This is a genomic window from Sporocytophaga sp. (genome assembly GCF_017745095.1).
In the GTDB taxonomy this organism is placed as follows: Bacteria; Bacteroidota; Bacteroidia; order Cytophagales; family Cytophagaceae; genus Sporocytophaga.
In genome coordinates this window covers 94,958-116,358 of the sequence record NZ_JAGHZZ010000060.1, presented here as the reverse complement: position 1 = coordinate 116,358, position 21,401 = coordinate 94,958, and the positions used below count along the sequence as shown (strand labels likewise).

15 protein-coding genes are annotated in these 21,401 nt (G+C 35.8%); 9 read left to right on the top strand and 6 right to left on the bottom strand.

What is annotated here, in order from left to right; genetic code table 11:
- Window positions 1-91: 91 nt before the first annotated feature.
- Together fabF and J7604_RS26625 are read right to left on the bottom strand one after the other, a co-directional pair.
- On the bottom strand, window positions 92-1,333 hold the full coding sequence (fabF, locus tag J7604_RS26630; RefSeq protein ID WP_293903580.1) for a beta-ketoacyl-ACP synthase II: 1,242 nt from the start codon (window positions 1,331-1,333) through the stop codon (window positions 92-94).
- A 72-nt stretch (window positions 1,334-1,405) separates the two neighbouring features.
- A complete protein-coding gene (locus tag J7604_RS26625; protein WP_293903577.1) occupies window positions 1,406-1,963 on the bottom strand; it encodes a TetR/AcrR family transcriptional regulator in 558 nt (185 codons plus the stop codon).
- 361 nt (window positions 1,964-2,324) lie between these two features.
- Here J7604_RS26625 and J7604_RS26620 point away from each other — a divergent pair, with 361 nt between their 5' ends.
- The 5 genes from J7604_RS26620 (at window position 2,325) to J7604_RS26600 (ending at window position 9,398) form a co-directional block, all read left to right on the top strand.
- On the top strand, window positions 2,325-2,906 hold the full coding sequence (locus J7604_RS26620) for an RNA polymerase sigma-70 factor (RefSeq protein ID WP_293903574.1): 582 nt from the start codon (window positions 2,325-2,327) through the stop codon (window positions 2,904-2,906).
- Window positions 2,907-2,980: 74 nt separating this feature from the next.
- Window positions 2,981-3,991, top strand: coding sequence for a FecR family protein (locus tag J7604_RS26615; RefSeq protein WP_293903572.1), 1,011 nt, complete (start codon window positions 2,981-2,983; stop codon window positions 3,989-3,991).
- An 81-nt stretch (window positions 3,992-4,072) separates the two neighbouring features.
- Complete coding sequence (locus J7604_RS26610) at window positions 4,073-6,118, top strand: STN domain-containing protein (protein ID WP_293903570.1); 2,046 nt, start codon at window positions 4,073-4,075, stop codon at window positions 6,116-6,118.
- A 53-nt stretch (window positions 6,119-6,171) separates the two neighbouring features.
- Entirely contained in the window at window positions 6,172-8,550 is a 2,379-nt protein-coding gene (locus J7604_RS26605) for a TonB-dependent receptor (protein ID WP_293903568.1), read from the top strand.
- A 230-nt stretch (window positions 8,551-8,780) separates the two neighbouring features.
- A complete protein-coding gene (locus J7604_RS26600; protein ID WP_293903565.1) occupies window positions 8,781-9,398 on the top strand; it encodes a helix-turn-helix domain-containing protein in 618 nt (205 codons plus the stop codon).
- A 127-nt stretch (window positions 9,399-9,525) separates the two neighbouring features.
- On the opposite strand, the gene J7604_RS26595 is transcribed toward J7604_RS26600, so the two are convergent.
- From J7604_RS26595 to J7604_RS26585, 3 genes are all read right to left on the bottom strand, one after another.
- On the bottom strand, window positions 9,526-11,391 hold the full coding sequence (locus tag J7604_RS26595) for a gliding motility-associated C-terminal domain-containing protein (RefSeq protein ID WP_293903562.1): 1,866 nt from the start codon (window positions 11,389-11,391) through the stop codon (window positions 9,526-9,528).
- A gap of 132 nt (window positions 11,392-11,523) precedes the next feature.
- Window positions 11,524-13,707 (bottom strand): T9SS type A sorting domain-containing protein, encoded by a 2,184-nt coding sequence (locus J7604_RS26590; protein WP_293903559.1) that lies wholly within the window; start codon window positions 13,705-13,707, stop codon window positions 11,524-11,526.
- A gap of 881 nt (window positions 13,708-14,588) precedes the next feature.
- The gene (locus tag J7604_RS26585) at window positions 14,589-15,800 is read right to left on the bottom strand and encodes a PLP-dependent transferase (RefSeq protein WP_293903556.1); all 1,212 of its coding nucleotides are present in this window, start codon (window positions 15,798-15,800) and stop codon (window positions 14,589-14,591) included.
- A gap of 268 nt (window positions 15,801-16,068) precedes the next feature.
- Here J7604_RS26585 and J7604_RS26580 point away from each other — a divergent pair, with 268 nt between their 5' ends.
- The 4 genes from J7604_RS26580 to J7604_RS26565 all read left to right on the top strand — a co-directional run bounded on the left by J7604_RS26580 (window position 16,069) and on the right by J7604_RS26565 (window position 19,018).
- Entirely contained in the window at window positions 16,069-16,530 is a 462-nt protein-coding gene (locus J7604_RS26580; RefSeq protein WP_293903553.1) for an SRPBCC family protein, read from the top strand.
- 69 nt (window positions 16,531-16,599) lie between these two features.
- Window positions 16,600-17,406 carry a hypothetical protein gene (locus J7604_RS26575; RefSeq protein ID WP_293903550.1) on the top strand — a complete coding sequence of 269 codons (807 nt, stop codon included), beginning with the start codon at window positions 16,600-16,602 and terminating at the stop codon, window positions 17,404-17,406.
- Window positions 17,407-17,438: 32 nt separating this feature from the next.
- The gene (locus J7604_RS26570; RefSeq protein ID WP_293903547.1) at window positions 17,439-18,503 is read left to right on the top strand and encodes a S41 family peptidase; all 1,065 of its coding nucleotides are present in this window, start codon (window positions 17,439-17,441) and stop codon (window positions 18,501-18,503) included.
- A gap of 29 nt (window positions 18,504-18,532) precedes the next feature.
- A complete protein-coding gene (locus J7604_RS26565; RefSeq protein WP_293903544.1) occupies window positions 18,533-19,018 on the top strand; it encodes a hypothetical protein in 486 nt (161 codons plus the stop codon).
- A 17-nt stretch (window positions 19,019-19,035) separates the two neighbouring features.
- On the opposite strand, the gene J7604_RS26560 is transcribed toward J7604_RS26565, so the two are convergent.
- Window positions 19,036-21,285: a PAS domain-containing sensor histidine kinase gene (locus tag J7604_RS26560; RefSeq protein WP_293903541.1), complete on the bottom strand. Its 2,250-nt coding sequence runs from the start codon at window positions 21,283-21,285 to the stop codon at window positions 19,036-19,038.
- Window positions 21,286-21,401 lie beyond the last annotated feature (116 nt).

Below are 21,401 nucleotides of genomic sequence, written 5' to 3'. Positions count from 1 at the left end.
CCTTCAGGAGAAGGGTTTAGGATGAGGTCGTTTAAGATTTCAGATGAAAAAGAAGAAAGATAAAACCACCTTTCTTCTTTTTTAAATTTCCTTACTCTTTAAATCTTCTGAACAGTGCAATAGCATTATGTCCACCAAAACCAAATGTATTGCTCATCGCTACTTCTACATTGGTTGATTTATAGTTACCAGTAATAATTTCAATACCTGGTGACAGATTTATTTCAGTCAGATCATTTGTATTAATAGTAGGAGGAATAATATTATCCTCAATACTTTTAATTGCTATGATAGCTTCCACTGCTCCTGCTGCCCCGAGCAAATGGCCTGTCATAGATTTTGTAGCGCTAATGTGTAGTTTTTGTCCGTTGAATAATCTGTCAATTGCCGCCAGTTCGCTCGGATCTCCAAGCGGAGTAGAGGTTGCATGACAATTGATATAGTCCACTTCTGAAGGTGAAATATGAGCGTCTTCCAAAGCATCTTTCATAGCAAGGTAAGCCCCAATCCCTTCCGGATGTGTAGCTGTAATATGATATGCATCAGCTGCAAGTCCACCACCAATGATTTCTGCATAAATTCTGGCTCCCCGTGATTTCGCATGTTCCAGTTCTTCAAGAATCAATGTACCACTTCCTTCTCCCAGTACAAAGCCATCTCTTGTTTTATCAAAAGGCCGTGAAGCTTTTGTGTATTCTTCATTATTTTCGGATAGAGCTTTCATTGCATTAAAGCCTCCGATTCCTGCATCAATAACTGGTGCTTCCGAGCCTCCGGCTATTATCATATGTGCTTTTCCTAATCTTAAATAATTAAAAGCATCAACAATAGCATTAGTTGATGAAGCACAAGCCGAGACAGTACCGAAATTTATCCCGCGTAATCCAAATTTTATGGAGATATAACCCGGAACTATATCGGAAATCATTTTGGTAATGAAGAATGGGTTAAACTTAGGGACTTTGCTTTGAGCGTAAGCCAGAACCTCTTCCTGAAATGTCACAAAGCCTCCGATTCCTGAGGACCATATCACACCAACTTTATCTTTATTGATTATATCAAAGTTGATTCCTGCATCTTTGATAGCTTCCTCTGTACTTGCAATTCCGTATTGGCAAAACAGATCCATTTTTCGTGATTCTTTTTTGTCCAGGAAATCCAGGGGATTAAAATTCTTTACCTCACAGGCAAATTTTGTCTTGAAGTGTGTCGTGTCAAATCTTGAAATGAGGTTTGCTCCACTTTTTCCTTGCTTTACCGAACTCCAAAAATCATAAATAGAATTTCCGATCGGAGTAATTGATCCCATACCTGTTATTACAACTCGTTTCATATGAGTGGTTTTTATTTGTAATTATAGATTTGATTATACTTATTAGTAAGTAAGTAATTTTTCCAAATTTTTTTACCTTCGATTTAGTTCGTTTAAAATCGCATTTTTAACGCTTTTAAAACTTTCTGATCCCATTATTTTAGCCATTTGAGCTGCTGCCATAATGGAAGTGATAATAAGCATAGCTCTGGTTCGGGGATCTCCTTTAAACGTCAGAGTGCCTTTTTTAAGTCCTTCTTCCATAACGCTGGTTAGCCAATCGCCCACAATGGTCACAAAAACGGTAAGTTTTTGCTGTATTTTTTCATCAATTGTGTCCCAATCAGTAGCCAAAGTGCCTACAAGACATACTTTTTTATTGGTCTGAATCTGGTCATAGATATTCAGAAATTCTTCTACTTTTTCAGGTTCGGAAAGGGGAGCAACCCTCTTTATAAAATGCTCAACTTTCTGAATATGGAACTCTATAACAGCAACCCCAAGGTCTGATTTGGAAGGAAAGTGATAATGGATAGCGGCATTTTTTACAAATAACATTTTAGATATATCATTGTAACTGAATGCATTGTATCCTCTTCTTCTTATTAGGTCATCTGCAATATTTATAATGGACTCTTTTGTAGAAGTCATTGGGTGTATTTTTATATTACAAATATAATACTTACTAGTAAGTAAGTAGATCTTTGTGGTTTATTTTTTTAAGAAAGTTTGGGAGATTGGAAAGGTCTTTTTCTCAAGATTGATTCCCTCATAAAGAAATTTCTTTACTGTTTTGACAAATAGCAAAAGTACTGCTGTCGTCATCTGTGTCTTCTTCGTGTAATAAAATTATTTTACAGATATAGAGAGGACATAGAGATACACAGAGAAAAAATTTTACTATATAGGGTTATTGAAACAACTTACTGAGATATTGATTAAAAGAATCATACATCCATAATTGGAAAATCAAATTAATATTTCCGACCTTTAAGACCGAGTTTAGTATAGCATGTCTGAAAGTATAAATAAGGAAGGTACAAAAGAAAGTTTTTCTGATCCTGAATCTTTTGAAAGGATTTTCAGAACATACTACGCTCAGCTTTGCCGTTCCGTATATCGGATAGTTCAGGATAAAGACGCCAGTGAAGATATTGTGCAGGAAGTTTTTATGAAGATCTGGACTAAAAAGGATGAACTCTCCATTCATCTCACTGTCAAATCCTATCTTTTTGCTGCAGCCTACAACAGCTCATTTAATTATTTAAAACAGCAGAAAAAATTTTCGGAAACAGAAGAGGATACCTGGATTAATATTCCGGGAAGCGATAGAGCAGACCAGTCACTACATGCAGGGGAACTGGACGGGCATATAAATCAGGCAATTGATAGTTTGCCTCCTGCGTGTCGTTCTGTTTTTATATTAAGCAGGTATGAAGAACTTAGCTACAAGGAAATAGCCGAAACATTACAGATATCAGTTAAAACGGTTGAAAACCAAATGGTAAAAGCTTTGAAAGTTCTCAGGGAAAAATTAGCTCCATTCCTGAAAGATGCCATTCTGGCTTTGATTTTTTTGCTAAATAATTTCTAAAAAAAATTTAAAGGTAGCGTAGGGGTAAATTAAAATTCAATTGTCATAGTATCAGATTGGCCAATTAATTAACGATGGAAAGAGAACATCAGGAACTTATTCTTAAGCACTTAAGGAAAGAATCTTCAGGTTTCGAAGAACAATTACTTTCCGAATGGCTGCAGGAAAATCCTTCTAACAGAAAGGAGTTTGAAGAGTATGTCCGGACTTGGGATTTTTCCGGAAGAGCCAAGGTTGACTTTGAGCCCGATGTAGACGCTGCCTGGATGAAGTTTAAAGCAAAGGCCGGTTTTGAGCCTCAGCAGATAGCACCACAGAAGGAAACCAAAGTTGTCAAGCTCTTCGATTATAACATTATTTTGAAAGCTGCAGCAGTTTTATTGGTATTTGCCGGCATTAGCTATTTATCAATGAAGCTGTTTAGTCAAAAAGAGATTCAAGAAATTTCTTTTGCAGCTGGAAATGAAAAAAGGGAAATACAACTTCCTGACAGCAGCAAAGTCTGGCTGAATGCACACAGTAAAATTTCTTATGCCGACGATTTTAAAGGCGATACAAGAAAGGTAAAATTAGAAGGAGAAGCCTTCTTTGAAGTAAAGCGAAATGTTGAGAAACCATTCAGGGTGGAAGGTTTGTCATCTATTACTCAGGTGTTGGGTACTTCATTTAATGTAAAAACAATAGCAGGTCAGGCCGATGAAGTAGAGGTCGTTACTGGTAAAGTATCTTTCGCATTAAAGAAAAACGAGACAAAGAAAGTCATCCTGACTCCTGGCATGAAAGGAAGAGTTGACAACAACAGTAATGTTGTTTCGGAGAAAATCGATAATCCGAATTTCTTGGCATGGAAACAGGAGAAACTGGTCTTTGAAAACAGTACGCTTGGAGAAGTAGCATCTGCTGTAGAGGCTTATTTCGGAACAAAAGTAGAACTGGCTAACTCAGAATTGGTTAACTGCAGGTTTACCGGAACTTTTGAAAAACCTAAATTACAGGAAGTATTAGATGTAGTTTCGGAATCTATGAGCTTAAGCTCTAAAAAAGACGGCAATGGATATTTACTAGAGGGTTCGGGCTGTCAATAATTAATCAACAGAGCGTGTAACACCTATTTAGGTTGAGTTTACGCAGGTAAAAATCATTTAATTTATTAATTCATTTCACTAATGAGGCTTATTCAAATCCTTATCATACTATTACTTTGTCTTAACTTTTCCTTGCAGGCTCAGCCATCGCTGGATACAAAGGTAACACTTAAGATGAAGGCTAAGCAAAGCGAAATACTTAAAACCATTACTGAAAAATATGGAATAAGATTTTCCTATTCGAATAATATGGTTTCGCTTGACAAAAATGTATCTCTGAATGTTCAGGGTAAATCATTGAGAGAAGTCCTGGACCTAGTCTTTACAGAACATAACGTGAATTACTCTGTAGTAGGAAATCAGGTCGTACTGAAAAAGAAAGCAGTTAAGAAAACGGCTGATGCCACTGCTGATTCAAGAAAAGGAGCTACTTCATTTGTGATCGTAGAAAATGCGAATTCAATTACGATAAACAGTGTGAGCACTGATAAAGCTGAAGATGTTGAAGAAGACGAACATGCAGACGAAGTACAACCAGAAACCAGTGATAAACTTGAGGAAACGCTCATTGTATCTTCAGATACAACTGTAAAAGCTCCCATGTTAAAGGCTAAGAAGCCAAAAGGAGATGATGTAGTGAGTCTGCGTAAACAATATTTATTGGAGAAAAGGAGGTTGAGGGATGAATATCTTACCAAAATGGATAGCCTGAATTCCGGGGGAAACAAGAAAACTAAGGAAGATTTTAAAAGCAGCTTTAAAACGATTTCTCACAAACTTAGAGAGGAGTTAAATGAGATTGCTGATAGTATTGAAAACAGGGCTCCGGTAGGCGTTTGGAAAAGATTAAAATCTGATAGTCCTGCAGATTCGCTTTCTGGCAAAGAAGAGCAACGCGCAGACTCTGCTTCTTATAAAACCGTACCGCTTTCCGTAAGCTTCGTTCCTCCGATGAGTACCAATGGAGCTTATGCATCGGAAGTTGTAAACAAAGCTTCATTAAATATCCTTGCAGGTACTTCAAGAGGTTTGGACGGCGCGGAATTTGGTGGACTAGTAAATGTTGAAAAGGAATTTGTAAATGGTGTGCAGGTTGCAGGCTTGTCAAACATAGTGGGAAAGAATGTTAAAGGTGCACAAATTGCTGGTCTTACCAATATATCTTCGGGATATGTCGAAGGTGTTCAAGTTAGTGGTCTTGTGAATACTGCCAAAGATAGCATGTATTGCTTTCAGGCTGCAGGATTGGTAAACAGCTCAGGAGGAAATAGCCTTGGTGGTCAGTTTTCTGGATTGGTAAATTTTAGTAACGGATACATGTATGGTCCGCAATGTGCAGGGTTGGCAAATGTTGCCAACGGTATGGTAACCGGCCCTCAGTTGGCAGGATTCATAAACGTTGCTAATGGAAGCCACAAAGGGATTCAGGCTGCAGGATTCATGAGTGTTGCTAAACATAACTCTGAAGGTTGTCAGTTAGCTGGTTTTATGAATACTACAGGTGATTTAAGAGGTGCACAGGCTTCAGGTTTCATCAATGTTGCCAAAAGGGTAAAAGGTGTTCAGATAGGTGTGATTAATATTGCTGATACTGTTGATGGTGCTCAGATTGGTATTCTTAATTTAGCAAAAAAAGGATATCGCAGATTTGAAATCTGGGGTTCAGAGACCTTGTATGGAAACATTGCTTTCAAAATGGGAGGTTCCAGAAGTTTTTATAACATCTTTGCTGTCGGTGCTCAACTCAACAATGGAGGCAAGTTCAGAACAGGATATGGAGTAGGATTCGGTTCTGAATTAAAGGCAAGTCAAAAGGTTTCTGTAAATATAGATGCTATTGCTTACCACATCAATGAAGATGGAGTTTGGACAAACAAAATGAATTTACTTAACCAGCTAAAAGTAAATGTTGGAATAACATTAGGAGAGAGAACGACATTATTCTTTGGTCCTACTTTTAACGTAATGGTATCACAGATTTACGATGCTGATAAGAACGAATACGGCTCCAATATAGCTCCATGGACAGTCTTTAATGAGACTTATGCAGGCCGTGTCGATAAAGGACGCAAAGATAATACAAATGTGAAAATGTGGCCCGGATTTAACGCCGGTATCAGATTCTGATTTTTAGTACAACCAGAAAACTCAAGTAAAACACATTTAAAAAAACTAAGACGATGAGACTAATTTTTAGCCTTATAATGGCATTGCTGTGCCTAAATTTTTCGGCAATAGCACAACAAGTGACTCAGACTATCAGAGGAACTGTTATAGATAAAAATCTTCAATCACCACTGCCAGGAGTAAACGTGGTGATCACAAGTACTGATCCTCCAATGGGAACAGCTACAGATGAGAATGGTAGGTTTAGATTTGATAATGTACCTCTTGGTAGACACGAAATAAAGATAATGTATGCCGGATACAAGGAGGGAGGTTCGGCAAACGTGTTGGTGACGTCAGGAAAAGAAGTAATCCTGAATTTGGACATGGAAGAAGAGATAGAGAACGTAAAAGAAGTAGTTGTAGTTGGGCAGAAAGATAAATCACAGGCCAATAACCAGCTAGCTGTTGTCAGCGCAACAAATCTTCGCACAGAAGAAATAAACAGATTTGCCGGATCAAGACAGGACCCAAGTAGAATGGCATCTAACTATGCCGGTGTTGCCGGTGGAGGAGATCAGAGGAATGATATCATTGTTAGAGGTAATTCGCCAATAGGTGTTTTGTGGAGACTTGAAGGTGTTGATATTCCGAATCCAAACCATTTTACTTTCACAGGAAATAGTGGTGGAGCCTTCAGTATCCTGAATAACAACCTGCTTGCGAATTCAGATTTTCTCACAGGTGCATTTCCTGCAGAATATGGTAATAAAACTGCTGCTGTATTTGATGTGAAGTTAAGAAACGGAAATAATGAAAAGAGAGAACATACTATTCAGGCAGGGCTGAATGGCCTAGAGATTGCAACTGAAGGTCCTATATCAAAAAAATCAGGAAGTTCATATATCGCCAGTTATAGATTTCTCTCATTTGAAGCTTTGAATAAAATAGGAGTAAGCTTTGGAACCAACGGTGTTCCTCAGTTTCAAGATGGATCAATAAAGATAAATGTCCCAACGAAAAAGGCCGGTACTTTTACGCTTTGGGGAATTGGTGGTAAAAGCAAGATATACATTAAAGATCCTGAAGTAGAAATAGATCCGAATGATCCGTACAAATTTACAACAGATAATTTTTCATCTAATATGTATGCTGCTGGTATTTCTAACACTCACAACATTACTTCCAAAACAACGGGTAGGTTAATACTTAGTACCTCCGGAAGTCGTATTAAAGTGGTAAGCTCAAAAATATACGATAGCAAACCTGAGTTTTTTGATTTTGATATATCTAATACCGAAGGCCAGCACATTGCAAACTATACCATTACACACAAATTAAACAGAAGAAATCTTGTAAAAGGAGGAATCATTTACAGGAATATCTTCTACAATAATAATTCAAATATTTTTGATGACTCCGATAGTTTGTTCAAAAAGGGATTACAGCAAAAAGGTAACACTGGACTATTACAGTCTTTTGTTCACTGGCAGTTCAGAGTTACTGAAAAGCTGACCTTAAATTCCGGATTATATTATCAACGCCTGGCACTCAACGGTAGCCAGTCTCTGGAGCCAAGATTATCCGCGACATATATGGTTACTGAAAGGGATAGAATAAGTTTAGCCACCGGTCTTCATAGTCAGGCTCAGGATCTGTTTATTTATCAGTTTAGATTCTATGATGATAAAACAGGTAACTATAATCAGCCAAACAAAAATGTGGGTTTTACCAAAAGTCTTCATTTAGTTGGTGGGTATCAAAGGTCTTTAACAAAAAATCTGAAATTTAAAACGGAAGCCTATTATCAGCATATGTATAATGTCCCTGTCAGCATTTCACATGAGGATGGAGCGGGAGTATATTCCATCTTAAATACAGGAGCTGAATATGGTTTCTATGTTCTTGACAGCACTGTAAATACTGGTAAAGGCAGAAATTATGGACTTGAGTTGACATTGGAAAGATATTTCAATAAGGATTATTATTTCTTAACGAATTTGTCACTTCTGAAATCTGAATATCAGGGTTCAGATGGGATATGGAGAAACTCAGCCTTTAACATCGGATATGTTGTCAATGGCCTTGCAGGAAAAGAGTTCCACCTTGATGCAAATAATAAAAAACTGATATCAGTAGATTTTAAGGTGACATCATCAGGAGGAAGAAGAATAATACCAGTAAATGTACAAGCATCTCTTCAAAAGGGTGAAGCAGTATATGATTATAGCAAAGCTTATGAAACACAGCTAAAAGATTATTTCAGAACTGATTTGAAGATTTCATACAGACTTAACAAGCCAAAATCAAATCATAATTTCTTTATAGCTGCGGACAATTTGTTAAATACTCAAAATGTATTAACACAGGAGTGGGATAATAAGAAGAAAGAGGTAAAGACTTATTATCAGCTTGGATTGTTTCCATACATGGGGTATAAGGTGCAGTTTTAATAAAGTTATAAGTGATAATTATTAAGTTTTAAGTTCAACAAATTTATTAAAAAAATATACCCAATGTTTAAGTTCATGCCTCTGGGAACTTAAACATTGGGTTTTTACTTTAAAACTCAGTTGTATAAGTATGCAGATATTGAAAAAATATGTTTTTCAATATCTACTTTCAACTTTCAGTTTATGGCTTTTTTCTTATAACTTAGAACTTAAAACTTAGAACTTAAAAAATGAGTATCAGGCAACAGATAAGGCTTGGAGAAAATGAAGTGCTTGACTTTAAACAAACAATAGGCAGTGTTCAAAAGATTGCCAAGACTATAGTAGCATTTGCAAATACAAAGGGGGGAAGGATATTAGTAGGAGTGAGGGATAATGGAAGTATTGCCGGCGCTAAGGCAGAGGAGGAGAGACACATGCTCGAAGGAGCTGCTTCATTTTTCTGCAAACCAGAAATAAAAATGAATTTTACGGAAGATATAATTGACGGTAAAAGTATTTTGATTGCGGAAGTTCCGGAAAGTGATGAAAAACCTCATTACTCTAAGGGGGAAGATGGAAAATGGTGGGCTTATATTCGGGTGAAAGACCAATGCCTGCTTGCGAGTAAAGTCATGCTGGATGTTATGAAAAGTGATACCAGAGGTTTTGACGCTCAGATTACAATTGGTAAAGCAGAGAAAATTCTTTTAGAATATCTGGAACAGAATGACAGAGTCACATTAAAAACATTTTGTAAAATAGCCAATATATCCCGCTGGAGAGCTGGGAAAATCCTGGTAAATCTTGTTAGAATGAAACTGATCAAAGTACTTTCTCATGAGAAGGAAGACTATTATTCTTTATAGAAAGTATAGCATTTTCCATCCACAAACGTTTCCTCCGGATTTTTTAAATTTGCGGATCTTTTGACTTCTTTATTATAGCTTTCAAAGTTTTTTTTAAGTCTTTCGAACAGTTTCTTCTCTTTTTCATTTACTGAATTACTTCAATCCATCCTTTATAGATCTTATTGAGTAGTGGATCATGAACGCAATAATAATAAATCCCATTGTTAATTGGTTCTTTGAATTCATCTCCGATAGTTTCTGCTATTTTCTGCCCCCATCTGTTATATAGCTCTATTTTGAAATCGCGATGGACAGATGTAACAACTTTTAACCCGTCATTCTTGTTATCATTATTAGGGGTAATGAGATTGGGAATAAATGGAGTGCAATCTTTAAAATCAATTATTATAGTATCTGAGACCGTAGCACATAGGTTTTGGGCTTTTGCCCAATATCTGCCAGACTTAGTGAATCTTCGTTCATATTCAATGCTTCCGTCATCCCAAACAAAATTATCCACTCCGTTTGCTGTCGCCAATATACCCAGGGATTGTCCTTCGCAAATAATTGTATCATTTCCAATATTGAGCTTTGGAAGATCTTTAATGCTGATTTTAATAGAATCCTCAACCGGGCATCCTTCAGGAGAATAGGCAGCTAGCAGATATCGTCCTGCACTGTCTACAGTAATTGTTGAATTATTAGTTCCGCTACTCCAGAGATGATGTTTGAAGCCGGGAATAGTGCTTAAAGTAATAGATGTTCCTTTGCAGATGGTTGTATCTTTTGCCGGAATAATTAAAGAGGCTGGTGGTTCATAAATATCAATATCGATTGTATCCTTTACAATACCGCATGCATATTTAGCCTCTATGGAATACTTACCTTTAGAGGAAACTACAATTGAATCATAAATGCCCCCTGTAGACCAACGGTATGTGTCATAACCAGAGGAGGCAAAAATACTATAAGGAATCTGATCAGGGCAAAGAAAGGTATCTGCAGTTATTTGAAAGAGATCAGGAAACGGATCCCGAACACTAACATTTATAGTATCGGTACTGCTGATGCAGCCATAATCCGCTTTCACCCAATATTCACCGGAAGAAGTTGCTTCAATACCTGATGAAGTTTCTCCAGTTGACCATAAATAGTTATCAAAAATAGGTGGTGCATCGATGTTTATGATTGAATCTCTACATATTGTAATATCATTTCCAAGGTCAATCTCCGGAGTAATTTTTATTACAGAAATATCATCAATTAAGTAAGTACCACAACCTCCGTTCGAAACATTTCCAATAGGTCGAAAGGTTAGCGTATGCTGGTCATCTCTGAAATTTCCAATGGTAAGATATTCCTCATCTCCGTTTGCTATAAATACTCCTGAGATTTTGACATAACTGACGGAATCCTGAAGCAAACTTCCAGCAGGATTTTCTACTTGAGGGGTAAGGTGATAAAAAGTACCACTACTTGGAAAAGAAAGGTCATATATGCTATCTTTTGATAAATGAATCCCTAGACCATCTGTAGCTATAGTCGCGCATTCGTATGAAAATACAATATGTCGACTGTCAATATTTGTGATCAGCTTTGCATAAAGAGACACTTCGTACTTACAGCCTGCCTCCAATGGTTCGGAAAGACGAGTAGTCGCATATTGTCTACTTTTATAGGTGCTTATAGCTATAAAAGATGTTCCTGATCTGGGTTTATACCAACCCATATCAAACTGGGTAAATATGATATCATTAATATTGCAGGCCGTAAAATAACGCACTCCATTCGTTGATACAGATTTCCAGTACTTAGTATTAGAATTTTTATAATATCCAGGACTCGGTAGTCCTCTATTTGAACAACTTGGATAACAATAACCATCACCAGCATTATTGGAGCAAGGGAAGTACTCTTCAAAACTTGGATTACGTACTAAATTTTGTTGAGCATTTGTCCAAAGCGGGAGGGCCAATATGAAAAATAAGATTTGAAGTAACTTCTTATTCATAACGCATAAAAATACCCTGACAAAACGTAAAGTTTGCATAAGTATTTTAAATATATTATTTATTTTCTCACTTTTCTGAAAAGTAAAAATCCTGGTTGATTGCCAGGATTTTTGCTTTTTTTATCAAAACAGTTATTTTATAATCTTTCCGGAAATAGACTCACCGTTAGATTCCATTCTGTAAATGTAGAGACCTTTATCCATATTTATCGTTTCAATCTCCACCATTCCTCCACTTGTTTCAGAAGCATCAAATTCTTTATCGTACAATTTTTCCCCGAGCGAATTAATAATTGAGATTTTGACAGATTCATTTTTCGGAACATTCATTATTAAATAAGAATCGAAAGGGACAGGATATGCCAAACTCCCATTGCTCTCTTCGGCCAGATTAGCTAATCTGCAATAGCAATTCATATTTACATAAGACCAGTCTGTCGAACTTCCGCAATCATTTCCTACACCCACAGTCAGTTTGTAATAATTCCCATAACCTTTTGTTGCAAAGAATCCCGTACCTCCTCCCCAACTAAGGGCAGGAATTGCAGGAATATTGATTCCATTTAAGGCCAGGGAAGTTAATCCTGATACACCTGCAACATTTATGGTAGTCGTAGGAAGAATTGTTCTAATGTATGCTCCACTGGCATCTACCTGATCAATTTGTACAGTATGGTAAGTTACTGTTCCGGAACTGTTATTTAAATTATAAGAACCAGAATAAATTCCCAAAGCAAGTCCAGTCATTGTCTTCACCGGAGCATCTGGAATACCCGCAGTAGCATAATCGTTTAAAGTAAATGATACCGAAGCTGGAGTAGGCGTAGCATTAACCTGTAGCCACCATACAACAGATTCGATTTTATCACAGGAATTCTTCACCTGTATTTCCAGTTTGTAATACCCATTGTTACTATTAAGATGATTGCTGGTTCCCGAAAAAGTACGTAGATCCGCATTCAAAGATGCAATTGTATTCCAGCTGGTGGTGGCTGAGAATGCGCTGCCGCCCACAATTACATTTTTACTCGCATCTACTTTTGTAAGTATGATCCTCCCTTGAGAACCTGAAGCAGACACAACTTGATTAATTGCGACACAATTATAAAAAGTGTTCCATCCTGGGGATGCATTGCTTTGCCCGTTGATGGTGCTGCTTGTAATTATGGGAACACCAATACCTCTATTGTAAGTATAGTTTTCTCCGTCTACCTGATCAGGTAACCTGTAATAACCGGCTCCTGAAGGACCAGAAACGGCTGTGCTATATATTTCAATTGATAAGGCTGAAGCGCTTATTACATCAGTTGAAGGGTTAATTCTACCAAGTCTACCAGCAGTAGGTGTGCTTAGATGGTTAACTCCGTATATATAACCATCTCTTGCAAGTTCAAGATGCGATAATTCATAATCTCTTCCAGATGTTAGTCTCGTTACTGTTGCAGTAGAAGTATAATCCGTAATCCTGTATATACCTCCGGAAGAGCCATATACTGAGGCGTAAATTTTTGTTCCATTTGGTGAAAATTCAACTCCATTTACGTGAGTTGTGCTCGGTATGGTTATTATATTAACTAATGCTGTATTTGGATCATATACAAAAACCTTATTCAGATTACTGGATCCCCATAAGATATAATCTCCGCTAACAGTTTCATAAATTTCAGCTTCACGGGTATTGAGGCTATTAAGTCCGTCCGGAAAAGTAGACAAGGAATATGTAACAACTGTAGAACCAGATCCTATTCCTGAAGAGCTAATCTGGAAGCTACGTACTGAAGGATAAGCCACACAATACAGGTTTCTTATATTGCCCGCTTTTATTCTGGATACTGCAATACCAACTAAATTGGATGTATTGGTTTCAATTAAGTTCCCGTTACTTACAAATGTTACCACTCCAGAACTTGATACATTGACTTTAGAATATAATAGTGCTACACCTACAGTACCAGTGTGTTTAGAATAGATTACATACCATTCTGTACAACTTCCCGGTACAGGAACGATTGCAATCTCATCCTGCAAATCAACATAGGATCCATAATTTGCAAGACTTCCTATAGTTGATCCTGAGCTATTATAAACAGAGTTATCCTGTAAATAGAACAGTATGTTTCCATTTTCATCAAATACACCATTACTGTTTAAATATGTTGAAGCGGAAGGGCTTCCTGGTAGGGAAGATGAAGTTGGCGTCCCGGTAAAGTCTATTTTGTTTGGAGGAACAACCCAATAATTTTGTTGCGTTTGTGCTATGAGGTTACTCAATAAGATACAACATAACACTATTAGTAAAGTAATCTTCTTTATCATGTTGATAGGTTTTTGGTTTAAAATTATCACGAGATTTTCTCCTGATTAGAAAAAAGGATATTTACCTGTTGCAACATATTCGGTAATTTAACCATGACAATTTTAGTTCTTTGACGACAAAAATACAAGTAAAATCGATGTTTTAATTTCGTTAATCGAATTATAGTGTGCCATTCATCTATTAAAAGCATGGTAATTATAAAACTGTGTAATTTGAGGGTGGAGGATGTAATTTTAATTAAGTTGAAAACTGTTTTTTCTTGGGAAATCAAAAAAACTATGATCGAGCCCTCTGTCTAAAAAGAGGTGAGGAAAAATAAGGCAATACTAGGTATGAGATTTAATTTTAGATGCTTAATCTTTTAAGTATTTCATCTATATATTGCTGTAATAATATCGGAAAGGCAAATTAATTAAGCTCTGGCAATTTTATCAATGCACAGACGAAATCCAAGAAGCAAATTTCCTGTTCTACTTAGCTTAAAAGATCCTTACAACCTGTCAACTTCTTTATTATTGCAAACCCGGGAGGTTGAGAAAGTATATATTGATAAGGTCAGTAAATTTGATATTGCCGACTAAGATTCTGTTTAGGAAAGTGTTTTATACGGAGAATTTTCTCGGAAAAGTATTGAAAGTAAAAAAGAAGTTTGTTAGAACCTCTTTTTTACTGAAAGTCTAAAAAAATCATGAATTTCTTCTCTTGAAGTACCTGTAATTGATGCCATCTGATGTTAAGTAGTGCATGTCTTAAAATAGAAGGTTTTTAATTCACCAGTAAGAATATACTATTTTCATGCCGATGGTCAATCTCCCTTTCATGATTGCTTTTTGGGGGAATTATTCTTCCACTTCTGGTTGGAAGGAGTATTTGATTTATTTTAGATAATTTCATTCAAATTGCCGGACAATTGAAGATAGTGTGCTTCTGCTAAATTTTTTTTTAGGTTGTTTAAAGCAAATTCAAGTGCAACAACGATACTTATAGCATCCTCTGGTGCAGTGAATATTATAAGTGGAGCGCTTCCATTCAATACTATTTTTAGTTCTATTCCTGGATTTTTCTCGTTAATTGATTTTATAAATGCTCCTGTTTGAGTTCTGTCTTTAAGATAGAATCCGATTCTATTTCCAAATCCATTTCTCATATTGATAAATGCTGGTAAATAACTCTCAGAAGTAGGTAATCCAGCATAAACAACTTTTGCTATATGTTCATTGGTGCTTAGGTATTTTGCAATCTGTAAAGCATTCTCAGACCTTTTGGAAGCTTTTGCATAAATAGTTTCCAGTTTATGTATCAGACTTAATGGATCATTGGGAATTTCATATTTATTATGATTGGATACAGATTTTCTTAGAAGATCTATTAAGGTTAGTTTGGAAGAAGCACTTATATTTTCCGGTCTGATAACTCCATTTTCCAAGGTAAAATAAGTGATTTCCTCAGGTGAAGTTTTTACATTGAATTTAGACCAATCTGTATTCCCTTCAATAATAACGGCCTGAGGGGTATTGGGGGCATTTTCAAAATATTCGCTTGTGCTTTCAATAACTATTGCAGCACCTTTGCTTAGAGGTTTTATAAAATATCCGGCAACACCATGGCTATTGTCCACTATTACTGGTATGTTCTTTTCTTTCGCCACAGCAATTATTCTGGCAAAGTCAGGAATGCTTAGATCATTTTCACCTATTGTTTCTAGATATATTATTCCCGTTTTATCGTCTATTAAACTTTTAAATTCAGGAAGACTATATGTTGATAGTGATTTAACTGTAATGCCCAGAATCTGAAGCTTCGATTTTTCTTTTCCCTGAAATGTGGATGGATTAACAGTTACTATATTCTGTCCGGCAATTAGTAATGTTTTAAATAAAAGAAATTTAGCAGCATGAAGTGATTTTACCACCAAAGCATTTGTTCCTCCTTCTAATGCAGCAATACGCTGTTCGAAGAATGTAACTTTAGGATTAGTGGTAGCATAATCCTGGCCATAGTCTTCAGCTTTTTCTGAAGGATTTAAATATTCTTCAAACAAATCAGAGTTGTTTTCAGATAGGATGTATGGGTTTTTAAATGGATTTTTCATGGCTATATCAGGATTAAGTGATTACTTATTTTTATACTCTATTAAATCTATAGACTAAATTAGGTTACGGCGAGGTGAAATCCAAATCATCAAATGATTTTTTTTTATCAAAAGGAATATTTTGTTTTTAATGTGTTGTTTTTCAGTTGTTTTTAGGGTGTGAGGAATTCGAAATTTGTTTTGAAAAAAGTTGAATTCTGAAAAGTATACCCAGCAAATTAAGGTTTACATTTAATTTTGAAGCAGATAAATATATTGAAATTGCTAAATGAAAATATATACATTAAATAGAGTTCAGATATTACCGGTATCGATGGAGAAAGCCTGGAATTTCTTTACTTCTCCTCATAATCTTTCAAAAATTACTCCTTCCTCTTTAAATTTTAAAGTCTTATCAAAAAACGAAGGCCCGATACATCCCGGGATGATAATTCGTTATAAAGTAAATCCGATATCAGGGATTCCTCTGAATTGGGTCACTGAAATAACTCATGTAGAGAATCTGCAATTATTTGTAGATGAGCAACGTTTCGGTCCTTATGCTTTCTGGCACCATTTGCATAAGTTTAAAGAAGTAAAGGAAGGAGTTGAAATGGAAGATCTAGTGCATTATGCACTTCCGCTTGGTCCAATAGGATCCCTTATTCATGCTCTTATTGTCAGGAAGAAGGTGAATGAAATTTTCGATTTCAGAACTAAGGTTCTCAAAGAAATTTTCGGAGATTCCTGATCAAAAATCCATTTTAAAGACCGAATATTGCCTCGCCAAACAATGTTTATGGCTTTTTCTTATAATCAAATGAATCTGAAAAAAGGTCGTCCTGTTGCTTTTCTCCTCTTATTCATGGCTTTTGTATTATCTTCAAAAGGTCAGGAAAGCTTCAATAAAATATCTGTAAGTGCTGGTTTAGCGGGAAGCACATTGAAAGACAGGGTAATTTCAACTTATATTTATAAAAAGAAAAGTATTCCCGTCACAAGTGAATATTCCTATAAGGGATATAAGTCTTTCCTGGGAGTGAGGTTATACTTCTTAAAAAGTAAACTTAAAACAGATGAGAATAATGGTTTCTCTTACTCGGGTGACCTTGGGACTTTTATTCCCGATAAAGTAAATGGCTTTACTCAAAGTCAGGTTAATTTTTTAATGTTCCAAACCAGGGCATATTATCTGGCCAGAATACATTTTGATGACCGCTTTAGTCTAGGACTTGGAGGTTTTGGACAATATGATATAATCAATAAAAAATTTCTAGTTCTGGATTATGAAAATAACTTGAATGAGCGTTTCTTTTCTGTTGGTCCCCAGATTATGCCGGTTTATATTTCCGGTCAACATGAATTTCAATATGCCCTTTCGGCTTCTGTATTCAATATAGGTTCAAGAAAATTAACTCCTGAAGAAGGTACTGGTACCAAAGTTTCCGGAGCATCTTTTTTCAAAAAATATTTTGGTGTGGAAAGCAGGCTTACTTATAGCTACAGTTTTACCCAAAATATAGGAATCGACATTAATTATATCTTTTATTATTATCAATACAAGAAACCAAGGAAGGAGCAGATGGTCATTCAAAATCTGACCTTAGGACTTGCTATAATGTTTTAACTCTTCAAGTTTATAAAAGAAAAACTTATTCTGTGAAACTCATTCGAATAAAATATATTTATACATTCCTGTTGTTGGTTATATTGTTTTCGGCTTGTGATAAGGCTTTGATAGAACCAAATAATAGTTCCTCTCCAGAAAAAAACTTTGAAATTTTCTGGAACGATATCAATAACACTTATCCCTTTTTCAGTTACGATCATGTAGATTGGCAGACTACATATAATGCTAATAGATCTCTAGTGAATGCCTCTACTTCAGACGATGAACTTTTTGAAATTTTTAAAAACATGTTGCGTCCTTTACTTGATGGACACATCTCATTAAAGAAGCCTAATGGAGAAACATGGGCAAATGAGAGACATTATCAGTATTACTCTAATTTTAGTTTTAGCCTGGTCAGAACCAAATACCTTAATAATAAGGTAAATTTTGTAACAGCTCCTGATTATTCAGACAAAACCAAAACTGATACTATCATAAGATATGGTTTTATAAACAGTAATATTCTATACTTTAATGTTGGAACATTTCTTACCAACCTACCGATCAGAGATACACTGCGAAATATAGTAAATAGAAATCCCCAATTGATAGGGGTGATTATGGACATGCGTAGCAACGGGGGAGGTATCCTTTCTTCTGCTCAAAAGCTTGCATCTTATTTTACCGGTACTAACCAGTTATATGGGTATATTAAAAATAAAACCGGTCCTCTTGATAATAATTTTTCAGAAAGCTACGGACTCTATACTCAGGGAGATGCGCTTGGTTCCTTAGGAACAAAGCCGGTAGCCATTCTGACTAATCGCTATGATTTCAGTGCAACAGAGCATTTTGTTATGGCAACCAGGGATCTACCCAATGTAACAACTATAGGTGATACTACCGGTGGGGCGTTTAGTCCTATTATCCAACGGACTTTACCTAATGGAATTCAGTATACTGTAGTTTCCAGCATCACTACAGACAAGCAAAATAATGTTTTTGAAAAAACTGGATTGGCTCCTGAAATTTATAAAGAACTGACCAATCTAGATTTTCTTGCAGGAAAAGATCCATTGGTAGATGCAGCTATTAATAAAATAAAACAGTAAGCACTAATAAGCATTAACCTTTGTTTTTAATGAAAGAATTATTCGTTATGAACAGGGAAGATTTGAAAGAAGGGGTTTACGCAGGTTTGATTGCAGGTTTGTTTTTCCTTGTAATTCAAATGCTGTTAATGGCATTGTATCTGAAGACTAGTCCATGGGTGCCGCCAAGAATGATATCTGCAATGATACTTGGAAAAGGAATTTTAAGTCATCAGGATTTTAATTTAGGAATAGTATTGTTGGCTGGAATTATTCACTTTGGTTTCTCTATACTATATTCACTTATTTTGGTCTTTCTCATCCGACTCCAGTCCCTGGCTACTGGCACGCTCATAGGAGTGGTTTTCGGGCTAGTACTTTATTTTATTCATTTCTACGGATTTGCTATGCTATTTCCCTGGTTTGCAGAAGGAAGAAATGTTGTAAATGCTTTTGCCCACATGGTATTTGGTGGTGTATCTGCATTTGTATTCAAAGAACTTCAAATCAGTTATCATTCAAAAGCAGAATCCTAAAACTTATCAAAGTGAGGTTATTCAGAATAGATAGTCTCACTTTGACCACTTTCAATACAAGGGAGAAATATTGAAAATTTACTTCCTTTATTGAGCTCACTTTTAACGTCGATAGTACCTCCAACTTTATCTACAGACGATTTTACTATATAAAGTCCAAGGCCAGATCCGGTAGATTTGTCGTGACCTCTGTAAAACATATAGAAGATTTTTTCCATAATATCTTCCGGGATGCCTATTCCATTATCTTCAATATCAATTCTTATTCCATCTGCTTCATTGCTCATACTTATGGATATCTTAGGTGAATCAAGTGGTTGCTTGAAATCAATACTGTTCTCTATAAGGTTATGAAGAATGTTGGTCAATATAAACGGGTCATAGTAAAATTCCTTAAAGGGAAGATTTTTATGAAATTCAATGTTTGATATTCCGGATTTACTTTTGAGATTATCAATGATTTCATTTACCAGATCTTCAGAGATAATTCGTTCAGGTTCCAGAACTTTTTGCTTGACTTTGACAAGATCAAGTAGGTTGGTTAAAGTATCGTTAAGGCGTTCCGTACGATTTTTGATAAGTTTAATAAACTGTAATGCCTGCCCTTCTTCGATCTCCATTTCTGCAACCATCGCAAGGCCTATAATGGAAGCAAGAGGACCTCGTAGATCATGAGAGGCTTTGTAAATATAAGCCTCAAGCTCAGCGTTAGTTTTCTTTAATTCGGATTCACTTTTTTTCAAGGCTTCTTCAAAATCCTTACGCTCTGTAATATCGATAATCACACCTTCTAATGAACTTGATAAACCTCCATTGTTAACCAATCTTCCCTGTTCCCAGACCCATTTGATTTTGCCTTCTTTTGTTATAATTCTATACTCCACAAGGTAATTGCCCACCTCTTCTATAGTTGTTTGAACTTCTTCCCAAACCTTTACTCTATCAGCCGGGTGTATGAGTTTCTGAAAGGAAATGACATTGTTGTTGATGAGATCACTTACAGAGTATCCTGTGAGTTGTTTTACGCCATCACTAATAAACTCCATAGTCCAGTTGGGGTCGTTTTTACATTTAAAAACTGCACCTGGAATATTCGACATAATTCCGGATAGCCTGTTCTGATTTTCAAGGAGTTGATTTCTAACTTTTTCCAGACCTGTAGTTTCCCTGGATATCATCAACACGCTACTGACTTCTCCGCTACTGGAAAATTCAGGTATGAGTCTTATTGAAAAGGATATGATTCCTTGGTTGGATTTGTAATCGTTTTCAAACTCAAGAGGAGTTTTTTCTTTAATTACATAGAGGATTCGTTTTTCGAAGTCAGCATACTCCTTTGGATCCATACCAAGTTCCTTATAAGTTCTTCCCACAAAAGCTGAAGGAGGTGTTGGAGTTATCTTTCCAATAGTTTTATTGATGAAAGTAATTCTCAAATCAAGATCTAATCTTACTATGATATCTGGAGAGTTTTCCAGAAGGGTTTTTAACTCCAGTTCATTTCTTAATCTGATATTTTCATTTTTAATTCTTTCAGTAACGTCAATGCTAAGACCTACAATGGCCATTACCTCCTTATTTTGTTTTACTGGCGTAATGATAGAGTAAAAATGTTTTTCATCATGGTTGGCGAAATAATTTTGTTCCCTCGTTACAGTCTCTCCTTTTTTTAATTTTTCAAAATCAATTTTCCATTTTGCTATAAATTCAGGAGAGTCGTCAAGGACCGTAAAGTTTTTCCCTTTCAAGTCTCCGAAATTTTGGATTGAATGATTATTCTGTAATAGGAATTTCCCTTCAGCATCCAGTAACCAATAGTCATATGGCGTACTTTCAAAAGTAGTTTTAATAGTTTGTTCTAGCAGATCCAGATGTTTTTTTACAGAATTACTTTCTGTAATGTCATTAATGATTACAAGACCTCCTTCTACTTCTTCACCATTTTTGATAGGGAAATATTTAGCATCAAAAAAAATTTTCTGCCCAGAATCGTTTGGGATAAATATGCTGTTTTCGGAAACCGGACTATTACCTTTAAGAGTATCAAAGAATTTTGTTCTTGTTTCTTCCTGAAAAAGATGGGGAAATACGTCAAATACAAATTTGCCTATACATTCTTCGGCCTTTTTGCCCGTCTTTTGCTCCATGGTTTTATTCCAGACGGTAAATTTTAATCCTGTATCAAAAGCTAATATTCCTTCGGAGCTGCTTTTTATCAGAATCTGAAAAATCTCTTGATTAAGATTCAGATTTTTTTCTTCTATCATACCAGGATTACAATATGAAAAATTTTAGATCTATTTCAGACAATATTGACTGAAAATAAATAATTATTTAACTCCTTGTACTCATTTACCGGTTTTTAGGTTTGGCATAGATAACA

Bases quoted from the DNA above. Each gene is read 5' to 3' on its own strand.
- fabF (WP_293903580.1), bottom strand. From the start codon at position 1,333: ATGAAACGAGTTGTAATAACAGGTATGGGATCAATTACTCCGATCGGA.
- J7604_RS26625 (WP_293903577.1), bottom strand. From the start codon at position 1,963: ATGACTTCTACAAAAGAGTCCATTATAAATATTGCAGATGACCTAATA.
- J7604_RS26620 (WP_293903574.1), top strand. From the start codon at position 2,325: ATGTCTGAAAGTATAAATAAGGAAGGTACAAAAGAAAGTTTTTCTGAT.
- J7604_RS26615 (WP_293903572.1), top strand. From the start codon at position 2,981: ATGGAAAGAGAACATCAGGAACTTATTCTTAAGCACTTAAGGAAAGAA.
- J7604_RS26610 (WP_293903570.1), top strand. From the start codon at position 4,073: ATGAGGCTTATTCAAATCCTTATCATACTATTACTTTGTCTTAACTTT.
- J7604_RS26605 (WP_293903568.1), top strand. From the start codon at position 6,172: ATGAGACTAATTTTTAGCCTTATAATGGCATTGCTGTGCCTAAATTTT.
- J7604_RS26600 (WP_293903565.1), top strand. From the start codon at position 8,781: ATGAGTATCAGGCAACAGATAAGGCTTGGAGAAAATGAAGTGCTTGAC.
- J7604_RS26595 (WP_293903562.1), bottom strand. From the start codon at position 11,391: ATGAATAAGAAGTTACTTCAAATCTTATTTTTCATATTGGCCCTCCCG.
- J7604_RS26590 (WP_293903559.1), bottom strand. From the start codon at position 13,707: ATGATAAAGAAGATTACTTTACTAATAGTGTTATGTTGTATCTTATTG.
- J7604_RS26585 (WP_293903556.1), bottom strand. From the start codon at position 15,800: ATGAAAAATCCATTTAAAAACCCATACATCCTATCTGAAAACAACTCT.
- J7604_RS26580 (WP_293903553.1), top strand. From the start codon at position 16,069: ATGAAAATATATACATTAAATAGAGTTCAGATATTACCGGTATCGATG.
- J7604_RS26575 (WP_293903550.1), top strand. From the start codon at position 16,600: ATGAATCTGAAAAAAGGTCGTCCTGTTGCTTTTCTCCTCTTATTCATG.
- J7604_RS26565 (WP_293903544.1), top strand. From the start codon at position 18,533: ATGAAAGAATTATTCGTTATGAACAGGGAAGATTTGAAAGAAGGGGTT.
- J7604_RS26560 (WP_293903541.1), bottom strand. From the start codon at position 21,285: ATGATAGAAGAAAAAAATCTGAATCTTAATCAAGAGATTTTTCAGATT.